Raw genomic sequence first — 21,231 nt, 5'->3', positions numbered from 1 at the left:
AATACTATAGTAGGAGGCTATGTATCTTTTAGGTTATTCAATATCGGTGGTGGTATCAACAGTATTGATAATGTCTACTACACAGGTGCTTATTCTTTTAATTACCACGATAATAAAATTTATACAATAGATTATTCAAGGTCTGTTTACAACTGGTTTAAATTTTAATTATGGAGAAGGGATAAATTGGGTAATTATGACTGTATTTCATGAATTTGAGCAGTTTTTATAGATTTATATTAAATTAACTGCTCCTAATTTTTTTTTAAATCGCTGAAGGGTAGTATCTAATACTACAGAAAAAATCATTCTAAACATGCAAGTATAATTTACTTTTGTTGTCATTCCTCAAATTCCGTTTCCTTTATTTCTCTGCGTCCTTGGCGTCTTGGCGGTTTAATAAAAATGAAAATTAGAACCATCACCACTGGAATATCACTTCCGTCCCCTAAAGCCACTGATAAAATTAAACAAGCCCACGAATTTAACCAGCAAGCAAAATCAATCTTTGAACAACAGGGATACGCAGTTCAAACCACCAGAATCACTACTAATTCTTGGGAAGAATATCTATCAGACTTTTCAAAAATTGAGATTATTAACAAAATTCAAAATTTAGAACAAATCTGTCAAAATTTAGATATTAATTTTTTCAATATCGGTCATGCCAGCACACCAGAAGCCATAGCCTTAATTCCTGATATTAACAAACATACATCAATTATTTACTGTTCCAGCCAAATTGGTAACCAACAAACAGGTATTAACTGGAAAAATGCTTGGGAATCAGCCAAAAGTATCCAACGTATTGCCCAAGAAACCGAAAATGGTTATGGTAACTTTCGTTATTGTGCATGGGCAAATTGTCAACCAGATATTCCCTTTTTCCCAACTTCATACCATTGCGGTGAAACATCCTTTGCCATTGGTTTAGAATTAGGTGAATTAGTCACTCAGGCATTTACCCAAACCGATAATATTCAGGATGCCGAACAAAAACTACAATCGATATTAGCAGTGGAACTAGAAATAATTGCCAAAATTGCCACAGAAATATCCTCAAAATTTATCATTAATTATCATGGTATTGACACATCTCTCGCACCATCTTTAGATAAAAAAAATAGTATTACCTTTGCTTATGAACAATTAATTAACGGTAAATTTGGACATCCAGGAACCTTAGCTATTTCTGGAATGTTAACGCGTGTATTAAAAAATGTGTCTGTAAAAACTTGCGGCTACTCTGGTTTAATGCTTCCAGTATGCGAAGATATTGGGTTAGCCACAAGAGCAAACGAAAAAACCTATAATCTGACTAATTTATTATTATATTCAGCAGTATGTGGCTGTGGACTAGATACAGTTCCCATTCCTGGCGATATTACAATTGACAAAATTGCTGGCATATTAATAGATTTAGCAACTTTAGCTATTAAACTTAATAAACCCTTATCAGCAAGATTATTTCCCATTCCTAATAAAAAAGCTGGGGAAATGACTACATTCAATTCCCCATATCTTGTAGATTGTCAAATTTTTGCAGTAGATTAACTTAATAATCAAGCAGTAAACTAGGAGAAGTCAGCACAAAAACATCTCTAATTCCCTGTCCCTCTACTTGTGGTTTTATGGGAGTAGTAAAATGAAAAAATTCATGGTCATTAACTAATAAAAGTTCTCCTGGATTTAAAACTTTACTAAACACAGGCTTTTCTTTTTTAGCAGTATATAAATGAGTTTCTCCGCCTTGAATATTTTCACGATTCACCGAGAAAATTCCAATAAAATCAGTACCATCTTGATGAATACCTTCAGGTGCAGGATTACCTAAATTCTGAGGAGAACAGATAGTTCTAATTTGATGAACTCCAATTTCAGCCTCAGGATGTAGTTTGCAAGAATCACTAAATGCTAAAACCAGATGTTTAAAACTCTCAAGTTCTATCAGTGCATCATCTAACTCAGAAAACTCTCGTTTAATCTCACCTAGTAGGGGATTGTAATCTTTACCTTGAAACAAGTAGCCATGAGGTAGTTTAATTAACTTATCCCCTGAAGCTATAAACCGAGATAATCTTCGCAAACGATAATTACCTTTGATGTAAGGATCAACAGGTAGATTATGAAAAAAAGACTTGAAATTTTCGGGATTTAAAGAATTAACCTTTCGTAGAGTAAACAAAAAGGCATATTCTAATTCCGTTGATTCCCATACTTGTTGCATAGGATTTACCTACTTCCAAATTTCAATTCTCGTCCAAGTATCTGGATGAGTGGCTTATATCACCGAGTATATGCGACCTTTTATTAAATTGTCGTCAAATTGACTACAGAAATTGACAAATTGTGATATGTGAGTTAGTCACCTTGAGAAAGATATTTGCAGATGGGAGCAAATGGGTGAACAATCAACGTATATTTACTCACAGTAAACAAATTTGATCATGACTGACTGGCTTTACCGCTACCCACCCTTATATTCGGGAATTCTTCTGAAGCGCTACAAGCGCTTTTTTGCTGATATTCAACTTGATTCTGGCGAAATAGTCACAGCACACTGTCCCAACACCGGCCCCATGACAGGCGTTTCCACTCTTGGGAGTGCAGTACAAGTTTCCAAAAGTGATAATCTCCAGCGCAAATTAGCTTACACCCTAGAATTAATTCAGGTACACGACAACGAACCAACCTGGGTAGGTATAAATACAGTTTTACCTAATAAAATAGTCAAACTAGCTTTAGCTAAATATCTCTTCCCCGAATTAGGAGACTATAGCCAAATTAAAGGCGAAGTTGTCTATGGACAAGATAAAAAAAGCCGTGTGGACTTTTACCTCACAGGTAGTACAGAACAACCGCCAATTTATCTAGAAGTCAAAAATACAACTTGGGCCCAAGGAACCTTAGCAGTATTCCCTGACACCGAAACCACAAGGGGACAAAAACACCTACGCGAACTCACCGCCCTGCTACCCCAAACACGGGCTGTCATGTTGTACTTCATTAACCGAGGTGATTGTACTGAGTTTGCCCCTGGTGATATTACAGACCCAGTATATGGTAAACTCTTAAGAAGTGCGATCGCCCGTGGTTTAGAAGTACTACCTTGCCGTTTTCATGTATCTCCAGAAGGCATACGCTACATAGGTTTAGCAAAACTCAAAATATAATCTACACTTTTTGCGTACCTCTGCGTTAAAAACAATGATAATTCTCATTATGGGTGTCTCCGGTTCCGGAAAAACCACCGTCGGGCAACTACTAGCCGATACATTAAAGTGGGAATTTAAAGACGCTGACGATTTTCACTCAGTAGATAACATCGAAAAAATGCGCCTGGGTATCCCCCTCAATGATACTGACAGAAAACCCTGGCTTAAAGACTTGCAAACTGCGATCGCCTTATGGTTAAAAGAAAATCAAAATGTAGTCTTAGCCTGTTCAGCCCTCAAAGCTAATTATCGCCAATACCTGCTACTACATAGCGAAAATATCCAGATAGTTTATCTCCAAGGTAGTTTAGACGTCCTGCAAAAAAGACTGTTAAAGCGCCAAAATCACTTTATGTCAGAAAAACTCCTCAACAGCCAATTAGATACCCTTGAGGAGCCTGATGATGCTATATGTGTAGATATTTCTCAACCACCCCAGTTAATCGTACAGAATATTAGAAAAGCTCTAGAAGTTTAATCCCCATTACCCCTAATCCCCAGAGGGGGCCCCGAGTTCCCCGCTCCCTACTCCCTTGCTAAACTTAATGTGCAGCCAAAAAAGCATCAATTTCCGCAGTCGTGGGTTGAGAAGCGATCGCACCTGGTTTAATAGTAGTCAGTGCCCCCACAGCATTAGCGTAAGCAACAACAGTTTTGGCTATTTCTGCATCCTGTAAGCCTTGAATCCCATGTTGACTTAGCTGATGGATAAATCCTGCTAAAAAGCTATCTCCAGCGCCAGTCGTATCTACAACCTCTATGGGATAAGAAGGTAAATTGCCTTCGTTTTCACCTAAACAATAAGCACAACCATGTTCCCCATCTGTCACCAGCACCCCATCAATAGAATCCATGCGGTAAGTAATAGCGCCAGGGTCTGTGGTATCAAATAGCCATTCAGCTTCTTCTTTGGAGAGTTTGAGAAAATCAACACGCTTCAATATCGCTTGGATTTTTTCACGAGCGATATTGGCATCTTGCCAAAATACAGGACGCCAGTTGACATCCAAAATAATCTTCAAGTCGTATTGTTCTGCTAATTCTAAGGCGCGATAAATTGCTTTTTCGCTTTCTGGATAGGCTAATTCCAAAGTACCCAAAACCAAAAAGTCTGCCTCTTGAAACAGTGAAGGGGGTAATTTATTAGCTTGCAAACGGGTATCGGCAAATTCTGATGTGTCATACTCACCAAATCCGGCAAAATTGCGATCGCCTGCCAGATCTCGCACCACATAAACTTGCCTTGTTGGTGCTGTAGGATGACGTTGCACCCCTGTTGTATCTACACCAACATCTTCTAATAGCTTGACTAATGTATTTCCTGGTTCATCTTCACCAACGGCTCCGATAAAACCTGAGGATGTTCCCAACTTTACCAAAGCACAGGCTACGTTAGCTGGCGCACCCCCTGGGTAGGGAGTCCAGGACTTCACTTCTTTTAGCTTTAGTCCCAATTGATCAGCTAAACAATCGAACAAAATTTCACCAAGGCATAAAACACGGGGATTACTCATTTCATTTCAGAATCTGATATTTTCGCTTTCGAGTTAGTAATTCTAGTATAAAATCTACAACAATCTTGACTTATCTGTCGCCAGTCTTAAATAGAAAAAACTGGCACTTTTTGCTACTATCGTCAGACACATCTCTAGTTAATATATAGTAATTAAACGTAATTTATTAAATTTTAAGTAGCAAAAAATACTAATTCTTGTATGTATTATCCAGAGCAGTGCAAATATAAAGAAAATATAGTCAATCGTATTACTGTTATTACTGGAAACCCGCTCAACAAAAGAATCTTCTAGAATTAAAAAGAGCGATTAAGTACATATACCAACGGAGGATAGAAAAAGTCATGGCTGGTGGCGAGTCTCAGACCCCTGTTAGTCTGTCAGACAGAGAACTGCAAATTATCGACTTAGTGGCCACTGGCTTAACTAACCAAGAGATTGCAGTCAAACTGGAAATTAGTAAACGAACAGTTGATAACCATATCAGCAATATTCTCACGAAAACCCAAACGGAAAACCGAGTAGCTCTTGTCCGCTGGGCTTTGCAGTGGGGTAAAGTCTGCTTGAATGACGTCAATTGCTGTCTTCTACCAAACCAAACCGATTAGACAATTGGTTGTCGATAGCGTGTAGCAAACAATATCGATAACGTCTAGTAACACGATTAGTTTTACTCGTTGCTCTTCTAATCACGCCTTTATTTTCATGTGAATCTTTAGCGTAAGTTTTCATTGGCGTCTAAATCAAGCAAAACAGATTATCAACTGTTGGTTATCGTGCAAGGCTGCTCTTTGCCTCTAGTACAGTTAACATGACTGTACTAGGGGTTCAATCAAAATACTTCACTTCAAGGGATTAATGGTACTTCAAAAACAGGCGAAAACATTACAAATGAAGGCTCTGCTCAATAAAACTTTGTGATCACTGACCCATTTGATACACTCAGCAACTCTTTGTGTAAGTATCAAGTGGGTTGATGATGAAGAAAAACGCTTGAATTGTTGCAATACATTAACGGTATTCAAGTTTGGTAAATATACTTTCCACTTGCATAGGCGAATGCTACATTAAGGGCAAGGTACGAAAAGGTTAAAAGTTACTTACTTTAACCCAACACCTAAAGATTAGAGCCTGTACCTCCCGCTCTAGTATGCTCGCAATCATGATTCATTTTTAGCATCCTCTGAAGTTGTTTCACCTTGAGTTTATTGATTATTTGGAGGTTTTTGAACTTACAGCGAGAAATACATGTCTATTGGAATCAAGGATGCTTTATTTTGACACCAAAGATTGCGAATATTGTCCACCTTAGTTGAGTTATTTTCCTCTGTTTTCTCAATTTTCTCGAACGATTGCATGTTTAATAAGCCGCCATTAAGTTACTGATACTTTCCCATCGTGACTTGTGGCGGTTTATAATTGGTATTTAAAGCAAATTTGCACGAAATAACTAATAACTATTAATTAACTAATTAAAGTAATTACAGTAACTTCAGGGGGGCAAAATAAGCGCCCTGGACGATAAGTTCCTAAACCACGATTCACATATAACTGATTATGGGAAACTTGATGAAATCCTTTTGCCCACTCCCAATATCGCACTACTTTAGAACAATCTCCCAGTAAAAAGGGTACCCAACGCCGCAGTTTTTTGGGAAGTTGTTTGAGGAGCTTTTTATAATAAAGAACTACAGGGCCAATTCCTGGTATCACAATATGACCTCCGTGGGTATGTCCAGATAGTTGCAAATCTACTCGCCATTTTTCCAATATTTTGGCAGTATCTGGGTTATGAGATAGAACAATGCGGGGTGTATCAGAATAGAGTTGGTTCATTACGGGTGCGGGGTTGAATTCCCGTGACCAATAATCAGCTAATCCTACTATTGGTAACTCTTGTCCTAGAGGATGGGCGATTTCATTCCACAGGACGTGAACGCCAATGCTAGTTAAAGCAGACGTAACTTCGGCTTGTGAGTGGTTGTAATGTATATCATGGTTACCAAGTACGGCATAAATGCCACAACGACTTTGTAAATGTTTAAGTCGCAATGCTAGTTGGTGAATGGGTGTGGGATCATCAGTGACATAATCGCCGGTTAAGACAATTAAATCAGGTTCCGCTTCATTAGTCGCTGCGATCGCCTGTGCTAATAATTCTTCAGACAGCCGCAACCCATCGTAATGAAAATCTGACAATTGCACTAGTTTTGTCCCTTGCAAAGATTGTGGCAGATCCGCAATCTTAACCGTTAATTCATCTATACTTAAACGTCCCGTAAACAACCAATGCATAGTGCAACAGAGACTCCTCATACCAGCGTTTACAGCTTACCAAAAATCAAAATACATCTTGAGTCAAAACCAAAATTTCCGGCTAATTTATTCACCTTGGAGGGTAATTAGTGTAACTTCAGGTGGACAAAATAAGCGTCCGGGTAGATAAGTTCCCAACCCCCGATTGACATATAATTGATTATTTCCTACTTTATGTAGCCCCTGTGCCCATTCCCAATGGCAAATTACAAAAGATTTTCTTCGCAGACAGGGAAAGCGACGGCGCACTTTTGTAGGAATATTTTGCATAATTTTTTGATGACAAAGTAGCATCGGACCGAATCCGGGAAATACAATTTGACCCCCGTGAGTATGACCAGATAATTGTAAATCTATCCGCCATGCTTGCAAAAACTCCGCAGTATCAGGGTTGTGAGATAAAACTATTCGGGGTGTGTCAGGGTCGAGTTGATTCATCACTGATGCAGGATGATATTCTCGTGAGTAACGATCTGCTAGTCCTACCAATGGTAATTCTTTTCCCCAAGGATAAGCAATTTCATTCCACAGGACATGAACCCCGATGCTAGTTAGGGAATTGGTAATTTCGCTTCTTGAGTGTCTGTAATAGAGATCATGATTACCCAGAACCGCATAAATACCAGCCTGACTGTGTAGCTGTTTGAGTCGTAACGCTAGGGTGTGAATCGGTTCTGGATCTGTAGTTACATAATCACCAGTCAATAAAACTAAATCTGGGTTGAATTTATTGCTAGCTGCGATCGCCTTTGCTAACATTGCTTCCGACAGTCGTAAACCATCATAGTGAAAGTCCGACATTTGCACCAATTTCTTACCTTGTAATGATGCAGGCAAACCCGCAATCTTAACCGTTAATTGCTCTATACTCAACGGCCCAGATAACAACGAATGCATAACGTGTTTAGTAAACTCCGATATAGAGCTTATAGCTTAACGAAAAATCATTCTCATAACTGTTGCCAGCTAATGAAATTATTGAAAAATTCATGAACTGATATTTTTATTTTTGCCTCAAGCAACTGGAAGTCGAGGCTACATAGGCAAAAAACCTTTATCTTACGTTAGTCCGTGTAAGCGGACTTGGTTTTTGTTATAGAGTATACTTATTCCAATCAAATCTTCACCTTAAATCAAAACAGCAAAAATTTTTTATGCCATCATCTTTAGAGCCACAATTCATCCAAGACTTTACCCACTTTGAGCAGCATGTAGCAAAACTTATTCATAAAGCTGGTTGGACAGTAGAAACGGCTAAAGTTAACCAGCCTGGGTATGATTTAGTGGTTACAAAAGGAGATATAGTTGTTGCTGTTCAGGTGAAATGGTTAAGAAGTAATGTAGCAGCACCGCAACTTTTAAAATTTGCTGATTTTTTGGATTCCAACGAAGGCAGAAAATTTGATTTTGGTTGGTTTATAACCACAAAAGGCTTTAGTGGACCAGCACTAGCATTAATTAAATCCTGGAATAAAGATACTAAAGTGCGCTGCGGAATTGCCCTTGAAAATAAGCTAGTCAGTGTTGTTGGTGATGGAATTAATTATGAAGAGAATCGAACCAATAATAAAATTCCCACACTAGATAATAAAGAGAATAAAACAAATAAAGTTTATTTTGGTATATTTACCTGCAAAGGTGGAGTAGGTAAAACAACAGTTGCGGCCCATTTAGCAGGTGCATTAGCCCTGCAAGGTTTTAATGTAGCACTTGTTGATTTAGATCCAGAAGAAAATTTGCAAAAGTTATTAGGTGAAGGTGTTTTTGTTCCTAACCCTCAAGGTGTGGGTACTAATATACAAATATTTAATCAAGAGAGTTGGGATGAAGATGCAGCCCGTGATTGTCAAATAGTGATTTGTGATTGCTCACCAGCACTAGAACGTAATCCCAAAGAGATAATTGAGAGATTAGATTATTGCATTATCCCCACAACCTTAAATCCACTAGGAATTAATAAGCACGGAAAAGTTATTTTACAAACTGTGGATAAAATACGTAAAATTAATAAAGAAGCTCATCTGTTTGTTCTAGTCAATAACTTTAAAGATCCTGGAAATAAGCGTTTAAAACTTTTGATAAATGTTTATAACAATGCTTATCAAGAAGTCAGAAAAAGTGATAATAAATTTCATTGCATAGACCCCACAGAAGTGTGTATTCGGTCTAGTGACTTACTTTATTACTGGGGTATACATATTCTAGAAAATCCAGAAAGTCCCGCCAGTAGATTAGCCTTTGATCTAATTGGTGGAAGATGCCACCCACGTGAAGATTTTATCAGTTTAGCTGATTATATTGAAAGAGAAGCTGGTATAGGAATTTTGAGGAGATAGATACAGAAAAGAAAAAGCTTAATTGAAAGGAGTCTTTTTACTCAAAAAAATACATATAAATACTATTAAAAAAGCCACTTCAGCTAACAAAAATGCGCCTACCGAGGATATGCCAATTTGCTTCATTAACAAAGAAACCATCGCAGTACCGCCAGCGCTACCACCAAAATATAGTCCAGTGCCCAAACCTGCCTGGAGTGGATGTATTTTACTCAATACTAAAGGAATTATAGTAATTAAAACTATACTCAAACTGACACCGAAAGCCAGTATCAATCCCACAACTATAATATTGTGATCATTTAACAAAGTTAGCCCCATCAAGCCTGTCATTGTGCCCACACCCAGCAACATAGACTTATTTGCACCCAGTTCCGCCGTCCATTCGCTCACAGGAATAGAAGCGATCGCAGACACCAAAAGTATTTCGGCAGTAATAAAGTCTACTTTCAGTCCCGGTAGTTGAGTTTGCAATTCTTGGGGAAATATCGATAGTAGTAGATTCACTTCAAAGCCTGTAGCCAAACCAATGACAAAAATCAAAATTAACAACATCGTGGGAGTTTTAGCAGATAGATCTTGATTTAAAGTCAAGACATTAAAAGATTGCTGGGGAGTGAACAACCGCAACATGTATGCACCCAAAATTAAGGCGATCGCTCCCACCAGAAAAGTAATCGAAGCCCCCATACTATAAAGTAACGTATCCCACATCACACCAATGGCCCCCACTAATCCCAACACAAACACCAGAATGGCATTAGCTTGGGGTAATTCCGTCAGCGGTGCGAATTGGGTTAAAAGTGCGATCGCCGGGCCACGAAAAATAATTGTGGCGATTACCCAAGCCGTCATCAACACTGGGAAGAGCCAACGTATACCCACAGGTAGATTTCTTTCCACTAATAACGAGACAGTGACAAAAATCAAACCTGCTAACACCACCCCCATACTAATCATGGGTAAGCGGCTGCCTAAACGCTGTTGGAGGCGATCGGAAAATCTGCCAATTAAAGGTTCAATAATTGCTACTAGTAAGCCTTGCACGATTCCCAGCCAACCCGCTAGTTCAACAAAATCTAGTTCCTGTAAAATTATCGGCTGATAAAAACCGTATGCCATCCAACTGAGGATAATTGCTGCCAATAAAGCGGCTAATCCCCAAACTTGTCGCCATAAGATTTCAGGACGAGTATTGAAAGAGTTCACCATGATTTGCCTTACTCTCTTTTATCGGTGAAGTTATTGTATGACAAATACTAAGGGTCAAATCGCATTAAAAATTGCATAATTTTTAAATTTAGCCAACAGTACTTTGTAGACAATAAAACAACATAAATAAAATTATACTAATGAAGTATGAGTATGATTTCTGTTGGTATTATTCAAAACATCGAAACCTTGATTAATACTACAAAATGCTGGTTTTATAATATTCTGGCATTTAAGGGTATGAACTGGAAATAGCTCATATTTAGTCGCCTCAATTTAAGTAAGCGATCGCCACTACAGTAAATTGCAATTTCCTGGCAATTACGACCTATTTTATATGGTAGTTAATAAACTGCATATGCAAATTAGATATTTATTCCTTATGGCAGATTACATCTGATCAACTGTTCATAATCAACTAATTTTATATATAAGTCTGGTCAGCAAAACTCAGAAAATTATCAAAAAACAATATCCCATCAATCGTAGGCAAAGTGGACAAAAAGATATCCTAAAATCAGTCTTTTAGTTTAATTTTGACTTTTAAATCTGTTTTTGGCAAAAAAGACTGATTTTATTTAAATTTTCCAGTATAATGCTTTCCTTTAACTCGTATTCAGTCTCTAGGGCAATCAAATTAGCTATAACTTATCAAACGATCTGATGTAACTGATTAAATAATATTCAGGTCAAATTATGTAACATATATAACTTTTTATTTTATACACAATGCCCTAGAATGGGATTTTAATTAGTCCCGAAATCGATACAAAGCTATCTATAGCTGGAACATACTGTATTTTTGTTCGTAAAAATACACTCCTTTATACTGTGTATTTTTAAGACTATCAATTTACATCTCATATACGGGATCGCTATCTTGAATACTAACAATCAATAAGTTAATGGAATACTATTTTTATATTTTCTTTGTTATTTTGTATTTAACGGGACAATTATTTTGTATTGAGTGAGTTTTAATATTAAATAAGCGGACTATTTACCAGCAATTTCTATGCAAATTACTCACTTAGTGCTTGCCTTTTTTGCATTTCTAAGCACAATACAAATTCCCAACATAGATTGCATGGTAATACTCAAGATTTGCGAAAGTTGATTAATACAAGGTAAGCCTTGCTTAGAACTATGCTCAAAACAGATAAACAGCATATTATTCTACCTGCTTTTGTTAAAACTTTAGAAGTAGGAAATAACCATTCAATAGGCAGTAAAAGTCAATTAGTTAAACCTAGATTTGATTTTTTGCAACCCTTACGAAACAGCCTCGACAAAATCGAAATTCCAAATCGTAAGTTCGCTCACTTTATTGCTAAATTAATTCCGGCTCAGTGTCCCTTCGAGCGAGAGGTAATACTATTTGGTCGCAAAATAGCTCACATTCCACCCATGTGTAAGCTCAATCCACTTTACGATCAATTTGTCGGCTTGCGTTTTCGCGCTTTGTGTTATTTAGTAGATCAGTGTGGAGAGGATATTCAATCCTACTGCTAAACATCAACTGAGAAAACACGGCATGGAAATTACAATTGAGCATCAACCCAGTCAAGAACGTCTCAGCCAGTTAGGTGTTTTGAAATGGGATATTTGGCAAAAAGAAATCTCCAAATTCCCCTGGACGTATGATACTCAAGAAATCTGTTATTTTTTGCTAGGTAATGTCATTGTTACACCCGATGGTGGACAACCAGTGAAAATGGGTAAAGGTGATTTAGTAACTTTTCCCGCTGGACTGTCTTGTACATGGGAGATTACAAGCGACGTCAAAAAACATTATTGCTTTGGTTAGTTATTTCAGATCTTGCACCTGGAAATGTAAAATGTTAAAACCATAACTAGGTGCAAGAGGAATCATCTGTTAGAGGTAAAAACCAAAATCAATAGCGTTGTCTTGCTCAAACAATGTTGGGTAATAGAGCATACTTTTGGTTAGCTCATGCATGGGGTGTCTGCGGTTGCTCAGAGACTATAAGTTAATTTGAGTTCGATGGAACTAAAAAATCGCAGGAGGTAGTCCAGGAAAATTTTTTGGGTAAACTTCACTCGAAGGTTTTTTAGGCAAATAGGTATAAGCAACTCAAGCAGCTTTCAAGGCCTACTATAGCTTGCGTGGCATAGTTATAGACGTATGTATAAAAACTAAAAACCCTATAAAGGTTACTCTACAGGGATTTCAACGATTAAGCGGGCGGCGGGAATCGAACCCGCATTAATAGCTTGGAAGGCTATAGTTTTACCACTAAACTACGCCCGCAAAACAGTAACTATATTTAATTACTAAATCAAGCCATACACACATCTTACACAATTTGGTGCAATTGCTTTTTTTAAAAGCCTTTTTTGTATGGACTTTTACAAGTATAGCAAATAAAGTATCGGGACTACAACCCCTACTGAAAAATCTTTTAGGAGAGACACGACAATTGAGTCCGGCAAGGATAGACTGGGGTGGAAATTTAGAATTATGCACAAATTTGTGGTGATAGCTCTTGTTTGAAAGAGCTTTGCTTATGGTTTGGCGTCTCAAAGAGAGGAGGACTAAAGTCCTCACTACGAACCTTTAAAAACTCATTCATCTCATCTTGGGTGCATTCAAATAAGCTTGGGGATTTTCTGGGTCAAATTCTAAGCCATTAAAAAATTTTTCTACACCACGGGATGTACTGGCTGGGATAGCGGCTTCTCGACCAATGAATTTAGCCGCTTCTCGCCATAAATCTTCACGGTTAACCGCATCAATTAAGGGTTTTGTTTCAAAATCAGGGGAACGATTACCCCAACGCATATCTTCAATTAAAAACCATAAATCGTGACTTTTGAAAGGGTAGGAAGCATTTTCCCGCCAGTACTTGATGGCATGAGGGCTGTTTTTCACTACACGCCCATTGCCGTAATCTATTGTGCCTAACAAGCGATCGCTAATCAAATCATTTTTTACACCTATCCATTGCCGTTGTGACATGATCTCAAACAGTTCTGCTTTATTTTCTGGGTGATCACACCAAATTTGCGCCTCCATCACAGCCGCCAGAAGTGCCTTCGCTGCCTTAGGGTATTTATCCACCCATTCAGCCCGCACTGTCAAGGCTTTTTCCGGGTGATTATTCCACAATTCCCCACTTGTAACAGTTGAATAACCCAGCCCTTGTTTAATTAATCGGTGATGCCAAGGATCAACCACACAAAAAGCTTCCATACTTCCACTCCGCATACTTGCAACCATCTGGGGTGGAGGAACCACAATTACTGATGTATCTCTGTCAGGATCGATACCACCATAAGCTAACCACCAGCGCATAAAAAAATCGCCTGTCACCCTGCGATAGGGAACTGCACAACGTACAGTTTCTCCGGCTAGTGTTTTTTGAGCATAAATTGATTTTAAAGGCGAACTATCAAGACCTAAATTTAAATTTTTATAGGTATTAGCAACAGATATTCCCTGTCCATTTACATTCAGTCTTGCCAAGATGTACATGGGGATTTTTCGCCCATAGCTAATTTCTCCTGTAGCCATGAGATAAGTCATGGGAAACAATAAATGACCACCATCTAAACCATCATTAGTAGCACCTAACATCAATTTGTCACGCATAACAGCCCAGGAAGGCTGCTTGACAACGCGAACATCAGCCATCCCATATTTAGCAAAAAATCCCTTAACTTTGGCAATAATCACAGGACAACAACTCGTTACGGGAATAAAGCCTAAGGTTGCGGTGGTGACTTCAGGTGTATCGACGTGACTCGCATAAATACTGTGATGCATCTGGGTAGTAGCGATACCAGAAGTCAAGCTACTGGTACAGCTATGAGTTAAAGCAGCTGCACTAGCAGCGGCTATGAATTTTCGTCGATGAAATTTTGCCATGTCAGATTTTTACATGTTTAGCTTGTTCTTGGTTTTGTAAGAACTGCATTAGTTCATGGCGCAACAAATGATATTCTGAACAATTCTTGATTTCTAGAGAACGCGGGTGTTTAAAAGGTACATCTAAAATTTGACCAACGGTTGCAGCCGGGCCATTTTTCAACATGACAATCTGATCAGAAAGTAACAACGCTTCATCTACATCATGCGTCACCATCATTGTTGTGATATGATGTGCTTCACAAATTCGCATCAACTCTACTTGTAAAGAACCGCGCGTTAATGCATCTAATGCCCCGAATGGCTCATCTAATAGCAGTAATTTGGGCTGAATTGCTAAAGCCCTCGCCAATGCAACTCGCTGTTTCATTCCTCCAGAAAGTTGCCCTGGTTTCTTAGATGCAGCATCTTTTAATCCCACCATTTCTAGGTGAGAGGCAATAATTTGCTGGCGTTCATGTTTCGATTTATGAGGCATTGCTTTATTGACAAATAACGCCACATTGTCCCAAGCAGTCAGCCAAGGTAAGAGAGAATAGTTCTGAAACACCACCATGCGATCGCGGGCAGGTTTTTTAACCAATTGACCATCAACTAAGACCCGTCCTCTCGTGGGTTTTTCTAAACCGGCGACTATATTTAGTAAGGTAGATTTGCCACAACCAGAATGTCCAATAAGAGAGACAAATTTTGCTTTTTTAATGTCTAAATTAATTTCTTTAAGAACTATATTATACGTTCCATTATCGAGCCTAAACTCTTTTTCTATACCCTTGATTTCCACAAAAATAGACACAGTATGTCCTTTATGTTTGACGTATATATTTCCCGCAGATTGTTTATTTAAAGCAAAATTATTCTTGAGGAGTTATTTTGGTAGAAACATAAGCCATAATTTTATCTAAAACTAAACCAACTCCACCGAGATAAGCAATTGCCAAGATGATTTCATGGATATTAGCATTATTGTAAGCATCAACAATAAAAAAGCCAATTCCATCATCAGAAAGTAGCATTTCGGCTGCTACAACAGCTAGCCAAGATAAACCAATAGCAATTCTTAGCCCTGTAAATATGTAAGGCAGAGTTGCAGGTAATAAAATTTGCCAAAAATTTTCAAATATTGATAAACCTAATATTTTGGAGACATTGATATAATCTTTTGGTATAAGCTGTACACCCAAAGCAGTATTAAGAATTATTGGCCAAATAGCAGTAATAAAAATCACAAAAATAGCTGAAGGATTTGGTTTGAGGAATACTGCTTGCGCCATAGGGAGCCAAGCTAATGGAGCTACAGGACGCAGTAATTGAATAATAGGGTCAATCGCTTTTCTACAAAAACTGTTTAGACTAATAAGAAAACCAATAGGAATTCCTAATATTGCTGCCAAAAAATAGCCTATAACGACTCTTTTTAAACTAGCTAAAATTAACCAGAAAAAACCTTTATTATGTCCTCCATGATTAAAAAATGGATTTTTAATTAAATCCCAAGTGTTGATCACAACTTCGAGGGGAGAAGGTAATAAGGTATTAGGACTTAAACTTAATAAATGCCAGATACTTAATAAAAATAATATCCCAGCAATAGATGGAAGAGAATCTCTTATTCCCTGGGATATTTCTTCAAGAATTTGTTTAGATAAATTGTGCTTTTTTAGCTTTATTTTCATTGACAATTAACCTTAGCTCAAGCATATATTTATAAATAATGAACAAAGGTGTATTTAACATCAAAAATGACATCTGCAAAATTAATTTCAACTGAAACTATGCAGATGATAAATTTAGTATATTTTGAGAAACACTATAATAACTATAGCCAGGGATTTTTAGATGTCAAGATAAATTTTTACATAACTTGCTATACCACCCTTGTTAAGAGGCAATTTCTGTAAATTTCTGTACTATATCCTAAATATTTCATAATATATCCTATCCTATAACCTTAATTTTTTTTGTTAATATATCCCTGGAATATAGTAGAGATTACTAAAAATTCAGTAATCATTTATTTTTCCAAGAAAAACTATTACCTAATGACCTATTAGTAATAATGTACAAAAAACTAGCAATTAGGCAATCTTTGCAATGGAGTCAACGTCTGCTTGGCTTGTATGCATTCATTGCCCTGCAAACAGGCATTAGTACTGCTGCACCAGTGGCAAGACTAAATAATTGGCGCTTTAACCCAGAGGTTGTGCGATTAGAAATTACCCTCTCAGCAGGTACAACTCCCCAATACTTCTATCTCCCCGAACCACCTCGTTTAGTTGTGGATTTGCCAGATACCAAGTTAGGGTATGTGCCTACAACACAAAATTATGTGGGAGCAATTCAAAGAATTCGTGTAGCCCAATTAAATGAGACTGTAACTCGTATTGTGTTGGATTTGGCAGCCGGTAACTTTATAGATACCAACAAAGTACAACTGCAACCAGTTTCCCAACAAAACCCCACGCGCTGGGTGTTACGTCCTACGATTACTAAATATATTCCCCCTACACAACCGGAAAATTTTCAGTCCTTACCCTATAATTTAACCCCAAATCTGGGCTACCCTACCAGTAACTATCTCCAGTTACCCAGTACCTTATCTCCAATAAACAATAATTCTCAGCAACCTTTTGTCACTGTACCGCCCCTGATTCCCAACAACTCTTCTCAAGTACCCGGTTCTATTCTACCTCCAGCCACTTTCCCTAATCAACCCAATAATTTTAATAACATTCCTCCTGGAACGATTCCTGATTTTCCCATTCCCACAACCCCCAACTCTCTACTCGATGAACCTCGTGTAGATGTAATTGAGTTTGGTCAACCCCTTCCCAAACCCAACTAATGCAAATGCGCGCATCTTCAGCCTAACCCTAACTTTTTTGGGGAATGGGGAAAATTTTTTCTCCCTTACATTTATAAATGCAACTTAGTATCCATTGTCAGCCTAGATTACTAAGTAAAAACACTAACCTTTAGCCTCTAACCTCTAGTTTCTCACTAAAATCTATCTGTTTCTTGGGGTTGTGAAACCGCACCTGGTTGAGACGTGAAGAAGTTTTGCGCTGCTTCATTTTGATAAATACATCTAATATCAGGTTTTTCGCTTTCCAAATTACCTGTAAAGCCAAAAGTGTTCAGGCGATTTTTACATTCTCTTACCTGACTAGATGAGACAAGTTTGCGTTGCTCTAAAATTGCCCAGTTATTTTGGCGGAGAACGCACCCAGGACGCATACTTGGTTGAGCAACATAGACATTAAAGGGGTTGAGAGTTACGAACAGTCTAGCATCCATCACCATTGCACTAGCTCCATTCTGGACGCAAATTTCAGGGTTTGGGGCTTTAGTATCAATGAATTCACGAGAAGCCACATTTGATGGAGTTAAAGTAGTTGTGGAGCTAAAAGCAATGCCAATGCCAATTCCTAAAACCAGCACCCCAGCCAAAATAGCGATGGTAGAGATGTTAAATAAAGAAGATTGGATAGCAGGAGGCTGAGAATTAGTAGCCGATCTACCAGTAGATTTACGTCTCATTTTCGCTTGATCACCTTCACGCTTGGGAAAGTTGGGAGTAGTCTACATTAGTCTCCCTTTTACAGTATGCCGATTCTTAGCTGTAATTGTCTGTAAAATGGGCGATCGCACCTTGAGTAAGTTTTAGCAGTGGCGATCGCCCAAATGTTCACTGATTACACAGCCCGATAACTAGCAGAGTACGTATCTTTAAGAGGTTGCCAACGGAAAGCGCGATCGCCTCCCCTCTCAACAACTATCTTCACTCGTGGTTCTAAGCTGGGCAAAGTTGCTAAGTACTCAACTTCCTGATCAGAAAGAATATGCCCTTCAATGATCCACAACACCAAACCCTTCGACTTTGGTGGCAGCTGCTCTAGGTTGTAGTTGACAATTGGAGGTAAATAATACACATACCCTACCGCTGCACCACTACCTGTACTTTTTTTCCCCAAATGAGGTGGTCTGACTCCATGAACTCCTGTGAGATAGGCAGCTACGTCGCCCAGTCCCCTAGCAGTAATATGAAGATTAACATAGCCAGCTGCACGCAGTCGGCGCCGATATCGACCTTCAAAACCCCCTTCTAGGGGTACATAAACTCCAAGAGAGCCAAATTTTTCCAGATCGCGAATTAAACCGTTGCCAGTGGTAATTAGTGCCATAAAGTTTTCGTCCTAGCCCACTTAGATATCTCTATTATTCACCTGAACCCACATTAGGTTAAAGTATCGCCGACAGAAAGCCCATTTTTCTTGAAAGTACCGTGCTAACAATACTAGCCCCTCTTAAAAATTTATCGACAAAACCAGGTATATGATTTATGATGTTAGATTGTGACCTATTGAGCAACTTAGCCAGCCATTTCTCATGCTATTTTTAGATAGCATATTAACCAAAGCCAGTAAATCAATTTTTCATAAAATTGATTTGGCTCAAAGTTATCAGAGACTGGTAAACTGGAAAAGCCTTAAGGTTAAATAAAGAGTTGATGGCTCAATCACCAAAGCCAACAAACAACTCCGACTGAATTCACTCCGGTAGCCTTGAAAAATCAGGGAAAATCTTAGACTATAGTTTAAGGTAATTGTGTTGAGTGTCAAAAACTGAAGGAGCCATGTTGGTTTCAGCCTCAGTTAAAGGATACTGAGTGGCTAGAAGTCACTTAAGTCCCACAAAAGCACGGCAGTAGCATGAGGTTGGAGAACCCACCTACAGTACTGCCTCCGGAAAGTGCCTAAGCAATAGCTTGGACGAAAGCATTGCTGCACAAAGCGCAAAGCTCTAAAGCATTGCCCTAATTCCAGAGGTTATTTCTTACCAAAGGGAAGACTCTTTTGGCTGTTTTGGTGACCAAGTGAATGAAAGTAAACGGATTCACCAAACTGTAAGGACACAGCTTTTTGTGTATCGGCAAAAGTGGAACAGCGTCAGCTGCTCCCAAATTAAAGGTTCGTTCAACCTTAATCAGCACCTATCAAGGTGTTTTCAAGAGTCCAATGACAAAGCCAGCAAGTATATAAGGAGAACCAGTAACTGTGTCTGTAGGTATTCTCGGCACCAAGCTGGGCATGACCCAAGTCTTTGACGAAGAAGGAGTATCCATTCCTGTCACCATCGTTCAAGCAGGTCCATGCACTGTTACCCAAATTAAAACGAAGCAGACCGACGGTTACGCCGCCATCCAAGTTGGTTATGGTGACGTTAAACCTAAGGCGCTCAATAGACCTCTGCTGGGACACTTAGCCAAATCATCTGCTCCAGCATTACGACATCTGAATGAGTATCACACAGAGAATCCTAGCGACTATGCTCTAGGACAAGAAATTAAGGCAGATATTTTTAGTGCAGGTCAAATTGTAGATGTAGTAGGTACCAGTATCGGTAGAGGTTTTGCGGGTAACCAAAAGCGCAACAACTTTGGTCGTGGGCCTATGTCACATGGTTCTAAAAACCACAGAGCGCCCGGTTCTATCGGTGCTGGTACAACCCCAGGACGCGTCTATCCAGGCAAACGGATGGCAGGACGTTTAGGTGGGAAGCGCGTGACAATTCGCAAATTGACTGTAGTGCGAGTAGACCCAGAACGCAACTTATTGCTAATTAAAGGAGCCATTCCTGGTAAACCAGGGTCCTTAGTCAATATTCTGCCTGCAAAGCGAGTTGGGAAGTAGTCATTAGTCATGTAAGTCATTAACTAAACATAAATGACAACCAACAACAGAAATCAAGACAAATGACAACCAACAACTAGTAAAGGATAAAAGACAAAGGACAAAAAAATGGTTGAAAGTGTAGTTAAAAATTGGCAAGGAGAGCAAGTTGGTGAGACAACTTTCGAGTTGAAAGTTGCCAAAGAATCAACAGCATCTCACATTGTGCATCGAGCCTTAGTAAGACAAATGACCAATGCTCGTCAAGGAACCGCTAGCACAAAAACTCGTGCTGAAGTTAGAGGCGGTGGACGTAAACCTTGGCGGCAAAAAGGTACTGGACGCGCTCGTGCAGGCTCTATTCGTTCACCCCTATGGCGTGGTGGTGGTGTGATCTTTGGGCCAAAACCCAGAGACTTCAACTTGAAATTAAACCGCAAAGAACGGCGTTTAGCATTGCGAACTGCCCTGGTTAGTCGCGCCGACGATTTGATTATCGTAGAAGAATTTAACAACGAACTATCCCGCCCTAAAACCAAAGAATTAGTGGCAGCACTAAGTCGTTGGGGAGCAACACCAGAAATTAAGTCACTGTTAATTTTGCCGGCAATTGTAGATACAGATAACGTTTATTTGTCAGCCCGCAATATTGAAAACTTAAAAATCATTGCAGCCGACCAGCTAAATGTCTATGATTTGCTGCACGCTGACAAGATTGTCATCACGGCATCAGCCCTAGAAAAGATCAAGGAGGTCTACAGTGCCTAAGTTTGACCCCCGCAACCTTGCCGACTTAGTGCGTCGCCCAATAGTCACCGAGAAGGCGACCATCCTCATGGAGCAAAACAAATATACTTTTGAAGTAGCTCCCAAGGCCAGCAAGCCACAAATTAAGGCGGCACTTGAAGACTTGTTTCAAGTCAAAATTGTCAAAATTAATACCATGATGCCACCGCGCAAACAGCGTCGTGTCGGCAAATTTATTGGTTACAAGCCCCAATATAAGCGAGCTATCATCACTGTAGCCCCTGGGGATGTAGACAAAATTAGACAAGTTCTATTCCCAGAGGTATAAAA

The 21,231-nt window shown here is 38.9% G+C and carries 21 protein-coding genes and 1 tRNA gene; 11 read left to right on the top strand and 11 right to left on the bottom strand.

The features are described 5' to 3' along the window. The first annotated feature begins 405 nt into the window (after positions 1 to 405). Positions 406 to 1,554: a DUF711 family protein gene (locus ACM0OT_RS08250; protein WP_414563889.1), complete on the top strand. Its 1,149-nt coding sequence runs from the start codon at positions 406 to 408 to the stop codon at positions 1,552 to 1,554. Between the two features lies 1 nt (position 1,555). Here ACM0OT_RS08250 and ACM0OT_RS08245 read toward each other — a convergent pair whose 3' ends face one another. Beyond that, positions 1,556 to 2,227: a 2OG-Fe dioxygenase family protein gene (locus tag ACM0OT_RS08245; protein ID WP_414563888.1), complete on the bottom strand. Its 672-nt coding sequence runs from the start codon at positions 2,225 to 2,227 to the stop codon at positions 1,556 to 1,558. Positions 2,228 to 2,447: 220 nt separating this feature from the next. Here ACM0OT_RS08245 and sfsA point away from each other — a divergent pair, with 220 nt between their 5' ends. Then, positions 2,448 to 3,173: a DNA/RNA nuclease SfsA gene (sfsA, locus tag ACM0OT_RS08240; RefSeq protein WP_414563887.1), complete on the top strand. Its 726-nt coding sequence runs from the start codon at positions 2,448 to 2,450 to the stop codon at positions 3,171 to 3,173. A gap of 34 nt (positions 3,174 to 3,207) precedes the next feature. Next, positions 3,208 to 3,693: a gluconokinase gene (locus ACM0OT_RS08235; RefSeq protein WP_414563886.1), complete on the top strand. Its 486-nt coding sequence runs from the start codon at positions 3,208 to 3,210 to the stop codon at positions 3,691 to 3,693. Between the two features lie 64 nt (positions 3,694 to 3,757). Here ACM0OT_RS08235 and ACM0OT_RS08230 read toward each other — a convergent pair whose 3' ends face one another. Further along, positions 3,758 to 4,729: a carbohydrate kinase family protein gene (locus tag ACM0OT_RS08230; protein ID WP_414563885.1), complete on the bottom strand. Its 972-nt coding sequence runs from the start codon at positions 4,727 to 4,729 to the stop codon at positions 3,758 to 3,760. Between the two features lie 344 nt (positions 4,730 to 5,073). Here ACM0OT_RS08230 and ACM0OT_RS08225 point away from each other — a divergent pair, with 344 nt between their 5' ends. Further along, complete coding sequence (locus ACM0OT_RS08225) at positions 5,074 to 5,337, top strand: helix-turn-helix domain-containing protein (RefSeq protein WP_414544967.1); 264 nt, start codon at positions 5,074 to 5,076, stop codon at positions 5,335 to 5,337. A gap of 856 nt (positions 5,338 to 6,193) precedes the next feature. On the opposite strand, the gene ACM0OT_RS08220 is transcribed toward ACM0OT_RS08225, so the two are convergent. Both ACM0OT_RS08220 and ACM0OT_RS08215 read right to left on the bottom strand, forming a co-directional pair. Further along, positions 6,194 to 7,024, bottom strand: a complete 831-nt coding sequence (locus ACM0OT_RS08220) for a metallophosphoesterase (RefSeq protein WP_414563884.1) — start codon at positions 7,022 to 7,024, stop codon at positions 6,194 to 6,196. An 87-nt stretch (positions 7,025 to 7,111) separates the two neighbouring features. Next, positions 7,112 to 7,942, bottom strand: a complete 831-nt coding sequence (locus tag ACM0OT_RS08215; RefSeq protein ID WP_414563883.1) for a metallophosphoesterase — start codon at positions 7,940 to 7,942, stop codon at positions 7,112 to 7,114. A gap of 257 nt (positions 7,943 to 8,199) precedes the next feature. Between ACM0OT_RS08215 and ACM0OT_RS08210 the strand changes: the two genes are divergently transcribed. Beyond that, positions 8,200 to 9,381, top strand: a complete 1,182-nt coding sequence (locus ACM0OT_RS08210) for an AAA family ATPase (RefSeq protein WP_414563882.1) — start codon at positions 8,200 to 8,202, stop codon at positions 9,379 to 9,381. A gap of 18 nt (positions 9,382 to 9,399) precedes the next feature. On the opposite strand, the gene ACM0OT_RS08205 is transcribed toward ACM0OT_RS08210, so the two are convergent. Beyond that, the gene (locus tag ACM0OT_RS08205) at positions 9,400 to 10,593 is read right to left on the bottom strand and encodes an MFS transporter (protein ID WP_414563881.1); all 1,194 of its coding nucleotides are present in this window, start codon (positions 10,591 to 10,593) and stop codon (positions 9,400 to 9,402) included. A gap of 1,146 nt (positions 10,594 to 11,739) precedes the next feature. Between ACM0OT_RS08205 and ACM0OT_RS08200 the strand changes: the two genes are divergently transcribed. Then, entirely contained in the window at positions 11,740 to 12,105 is a 366-nt protein-coding gene (locus tag ACM0OT_RS08200) for a Mo-dependent nitrogenase C-terminal domain-containing protein (RefSeq protein WP_414563880.1), read from the top strand. Between the two features lie 22 nt (positions 12,106 to 12,127). Further along, positions 12,128 to 12,400 carry a cupin domain-containing protein gene (locus ACM0OT_RS08195; protein ID WP_414563879.1) on the top strand — a complete coding sequence of 91 codons (273 nt, stop codon included), beginning with the start codon at positions 12,128 to 12,130 and terminating at the stop codon, positions 12,398 to 12,400. 394 nt (positions 12,401 to 12,794) lie between these two features. On the opposite strand, the gene ACM0OT_RS08190 is transcribed toward ACM0OT_RS08195, so the two are convergent. The 4 genes from ACM0OT_RS08190 to ntrB form a co-directional block, all read right to left on the bottom strand. Further along, positions 12,795 to 12,865 (bottom strand) — tRNA-Gly (locus ACM0OT_RS08190). Between the two features lie 318 nt (positions 12,866 to 13,183). Continuing rightward, entirely contained in the window at positions 13,184 to 14,482 is a 1,299-nt protein-coding gene (locus ACM0OT_RS08185; protein WP_414563878.1) for a CmpA/NrtA family ABC transporter substrate-binding protein, read from the bottom strand. 1 nt (position 14,483) lies between these two features. After that, positions 14,484 to 15,278 (bottom strand): ABC transporter ATP-binding protein, encoded by a 795-nt coding sequence (locus tag ACM0OT_RS08180; protein WP_414563877.1) that lies wholly within the window; start codon positions 15,276 to 15,278, stop codon positions 14,484 to 14,486. A gap of 58 nt (positions 15,279 to 15,336) precedes the next feature. Then, the gene (gene ntrB, locus ACM0OT_RS08175) at positions 15,337 to 16,158 is read right to left on the bottom strand and encodes a nitrate ABC transporter permease (RefSeq protein ID WP_414563876.1); all 822 of its coding nucleotides are present in this window, start codon (positions 16,156 to 16,158) and stop codon (positions 15,337 to 15,339) included. Positions 16,159 to 16,541: 383 nt separating this feature from the next. On the opposite strand from ntrB, the gene ACM0OT_RS08170 reads away from it, so the two are divergent. Then, positions 16,542 to 17,327, top strand: coding sequence for an AMIN domain-containing protein (locus ACM0OT_RS08170; RefSeq protein ID WP_414563875.1), 786 nt, complete (start codon positions 16,542 to 16,544; stop codon positions 17,325 to 17,327). Positions 17,328 to 17,482: 155 nt separating this feature from the next. Here the strand turns inward: ACM0OT_RS08170 and ACM0OT_RS08165 are convergent, their stop codons facing one another. Beyond that, positions 17,483 to 18,022: a DUF3172 domain-containing protein gene (locus tag ACM0OT_RS08165; RefSeq protein ID WP_414563874.1), complete on the bottom strand. Its 540-nt coding sequence runs from the start codon at positions 18,020 to 18,022 to the stop codon at positions 17,483 to 17,485. A 155-nt stretch (positions 18,023 to 18,177) separates the two neighbouring features. After that, the gene (locus ACM0OT_RS08160; RefSeq protein ID WP_414563873.1) at positions 18,178 to 18,666 is read right to left on the bottom strand and encodes an NAD(P)H-quinone oxidoreductase subunit N; all 489 of its coding nucleotides are present in this window, start codon (positions 18,664 to 18,666) and stop codon (positions 18,178 to 18,180) included. 873 nt (positions 18,667 to 19,539) lie between these two features. Between ACM0OT_RS08160 and rplC the strand changes: the two genes are divergently transcribed. From rplC to ACM0OT_RS08145, 3 genes are all read left to right on the top strand, one after another. Beyond that, on the top strand, positions 19,540 to 20,175 hold the full coding sequence (gene rplC, locus ACM0OT_RS08155) for a 50S ribosomal protein L3 (protein WP_414542462.1): 636 nt from the start codon (positions 19,540 to 19,542) through the stop codon (positions 20,173 to 20,175). A 108-nt stretch (positions 20,176 to 20,283) separates the two neighbouring features. Further along, positions 20,284 to 20,922 carry a 50S ribosomal protein L4 gene (rplD, locus tag ACM0OT_RS08150; RefSeq protein WP_414563872.1) on the top strand — a complete coding sequence of 213 codons (639 nt, stop codon included), beginning with the start codon at positions 20,284 to 20,286 and terminating at the stop codon, positions 20,920 to 20,922. After that, positions 20,915 to 21,229, top strand: a complete 315-nt coding sequence (locus ACM0OT_RS08145) for a 50S ribosomal protein L23 (RefSeq protein WP_414563871.1) — start codon at positions 20,915 to 20,917, stop codon at positions 21,227 to 21,229. Before rplD ends, ACM0OT_RS08145 begins: the two co-directional genes overlap by 8 nt. The last annotated feature ends 2 nt before the right edge of the window (positions 21,230 to 21,231 follow it).

It is taken from the genome of Anabaena sp. CCY 9613, assembly GCF_963920895.1.
Lineage (GTDB): Bacteria > Cyanobacteriota > Cyanobacteriia > Cyanobacteriales > Nostocaceae > Cyanocohniella.
This window is presented reverse-complemented; position numbering and strand designations above follow the sequence as displayed.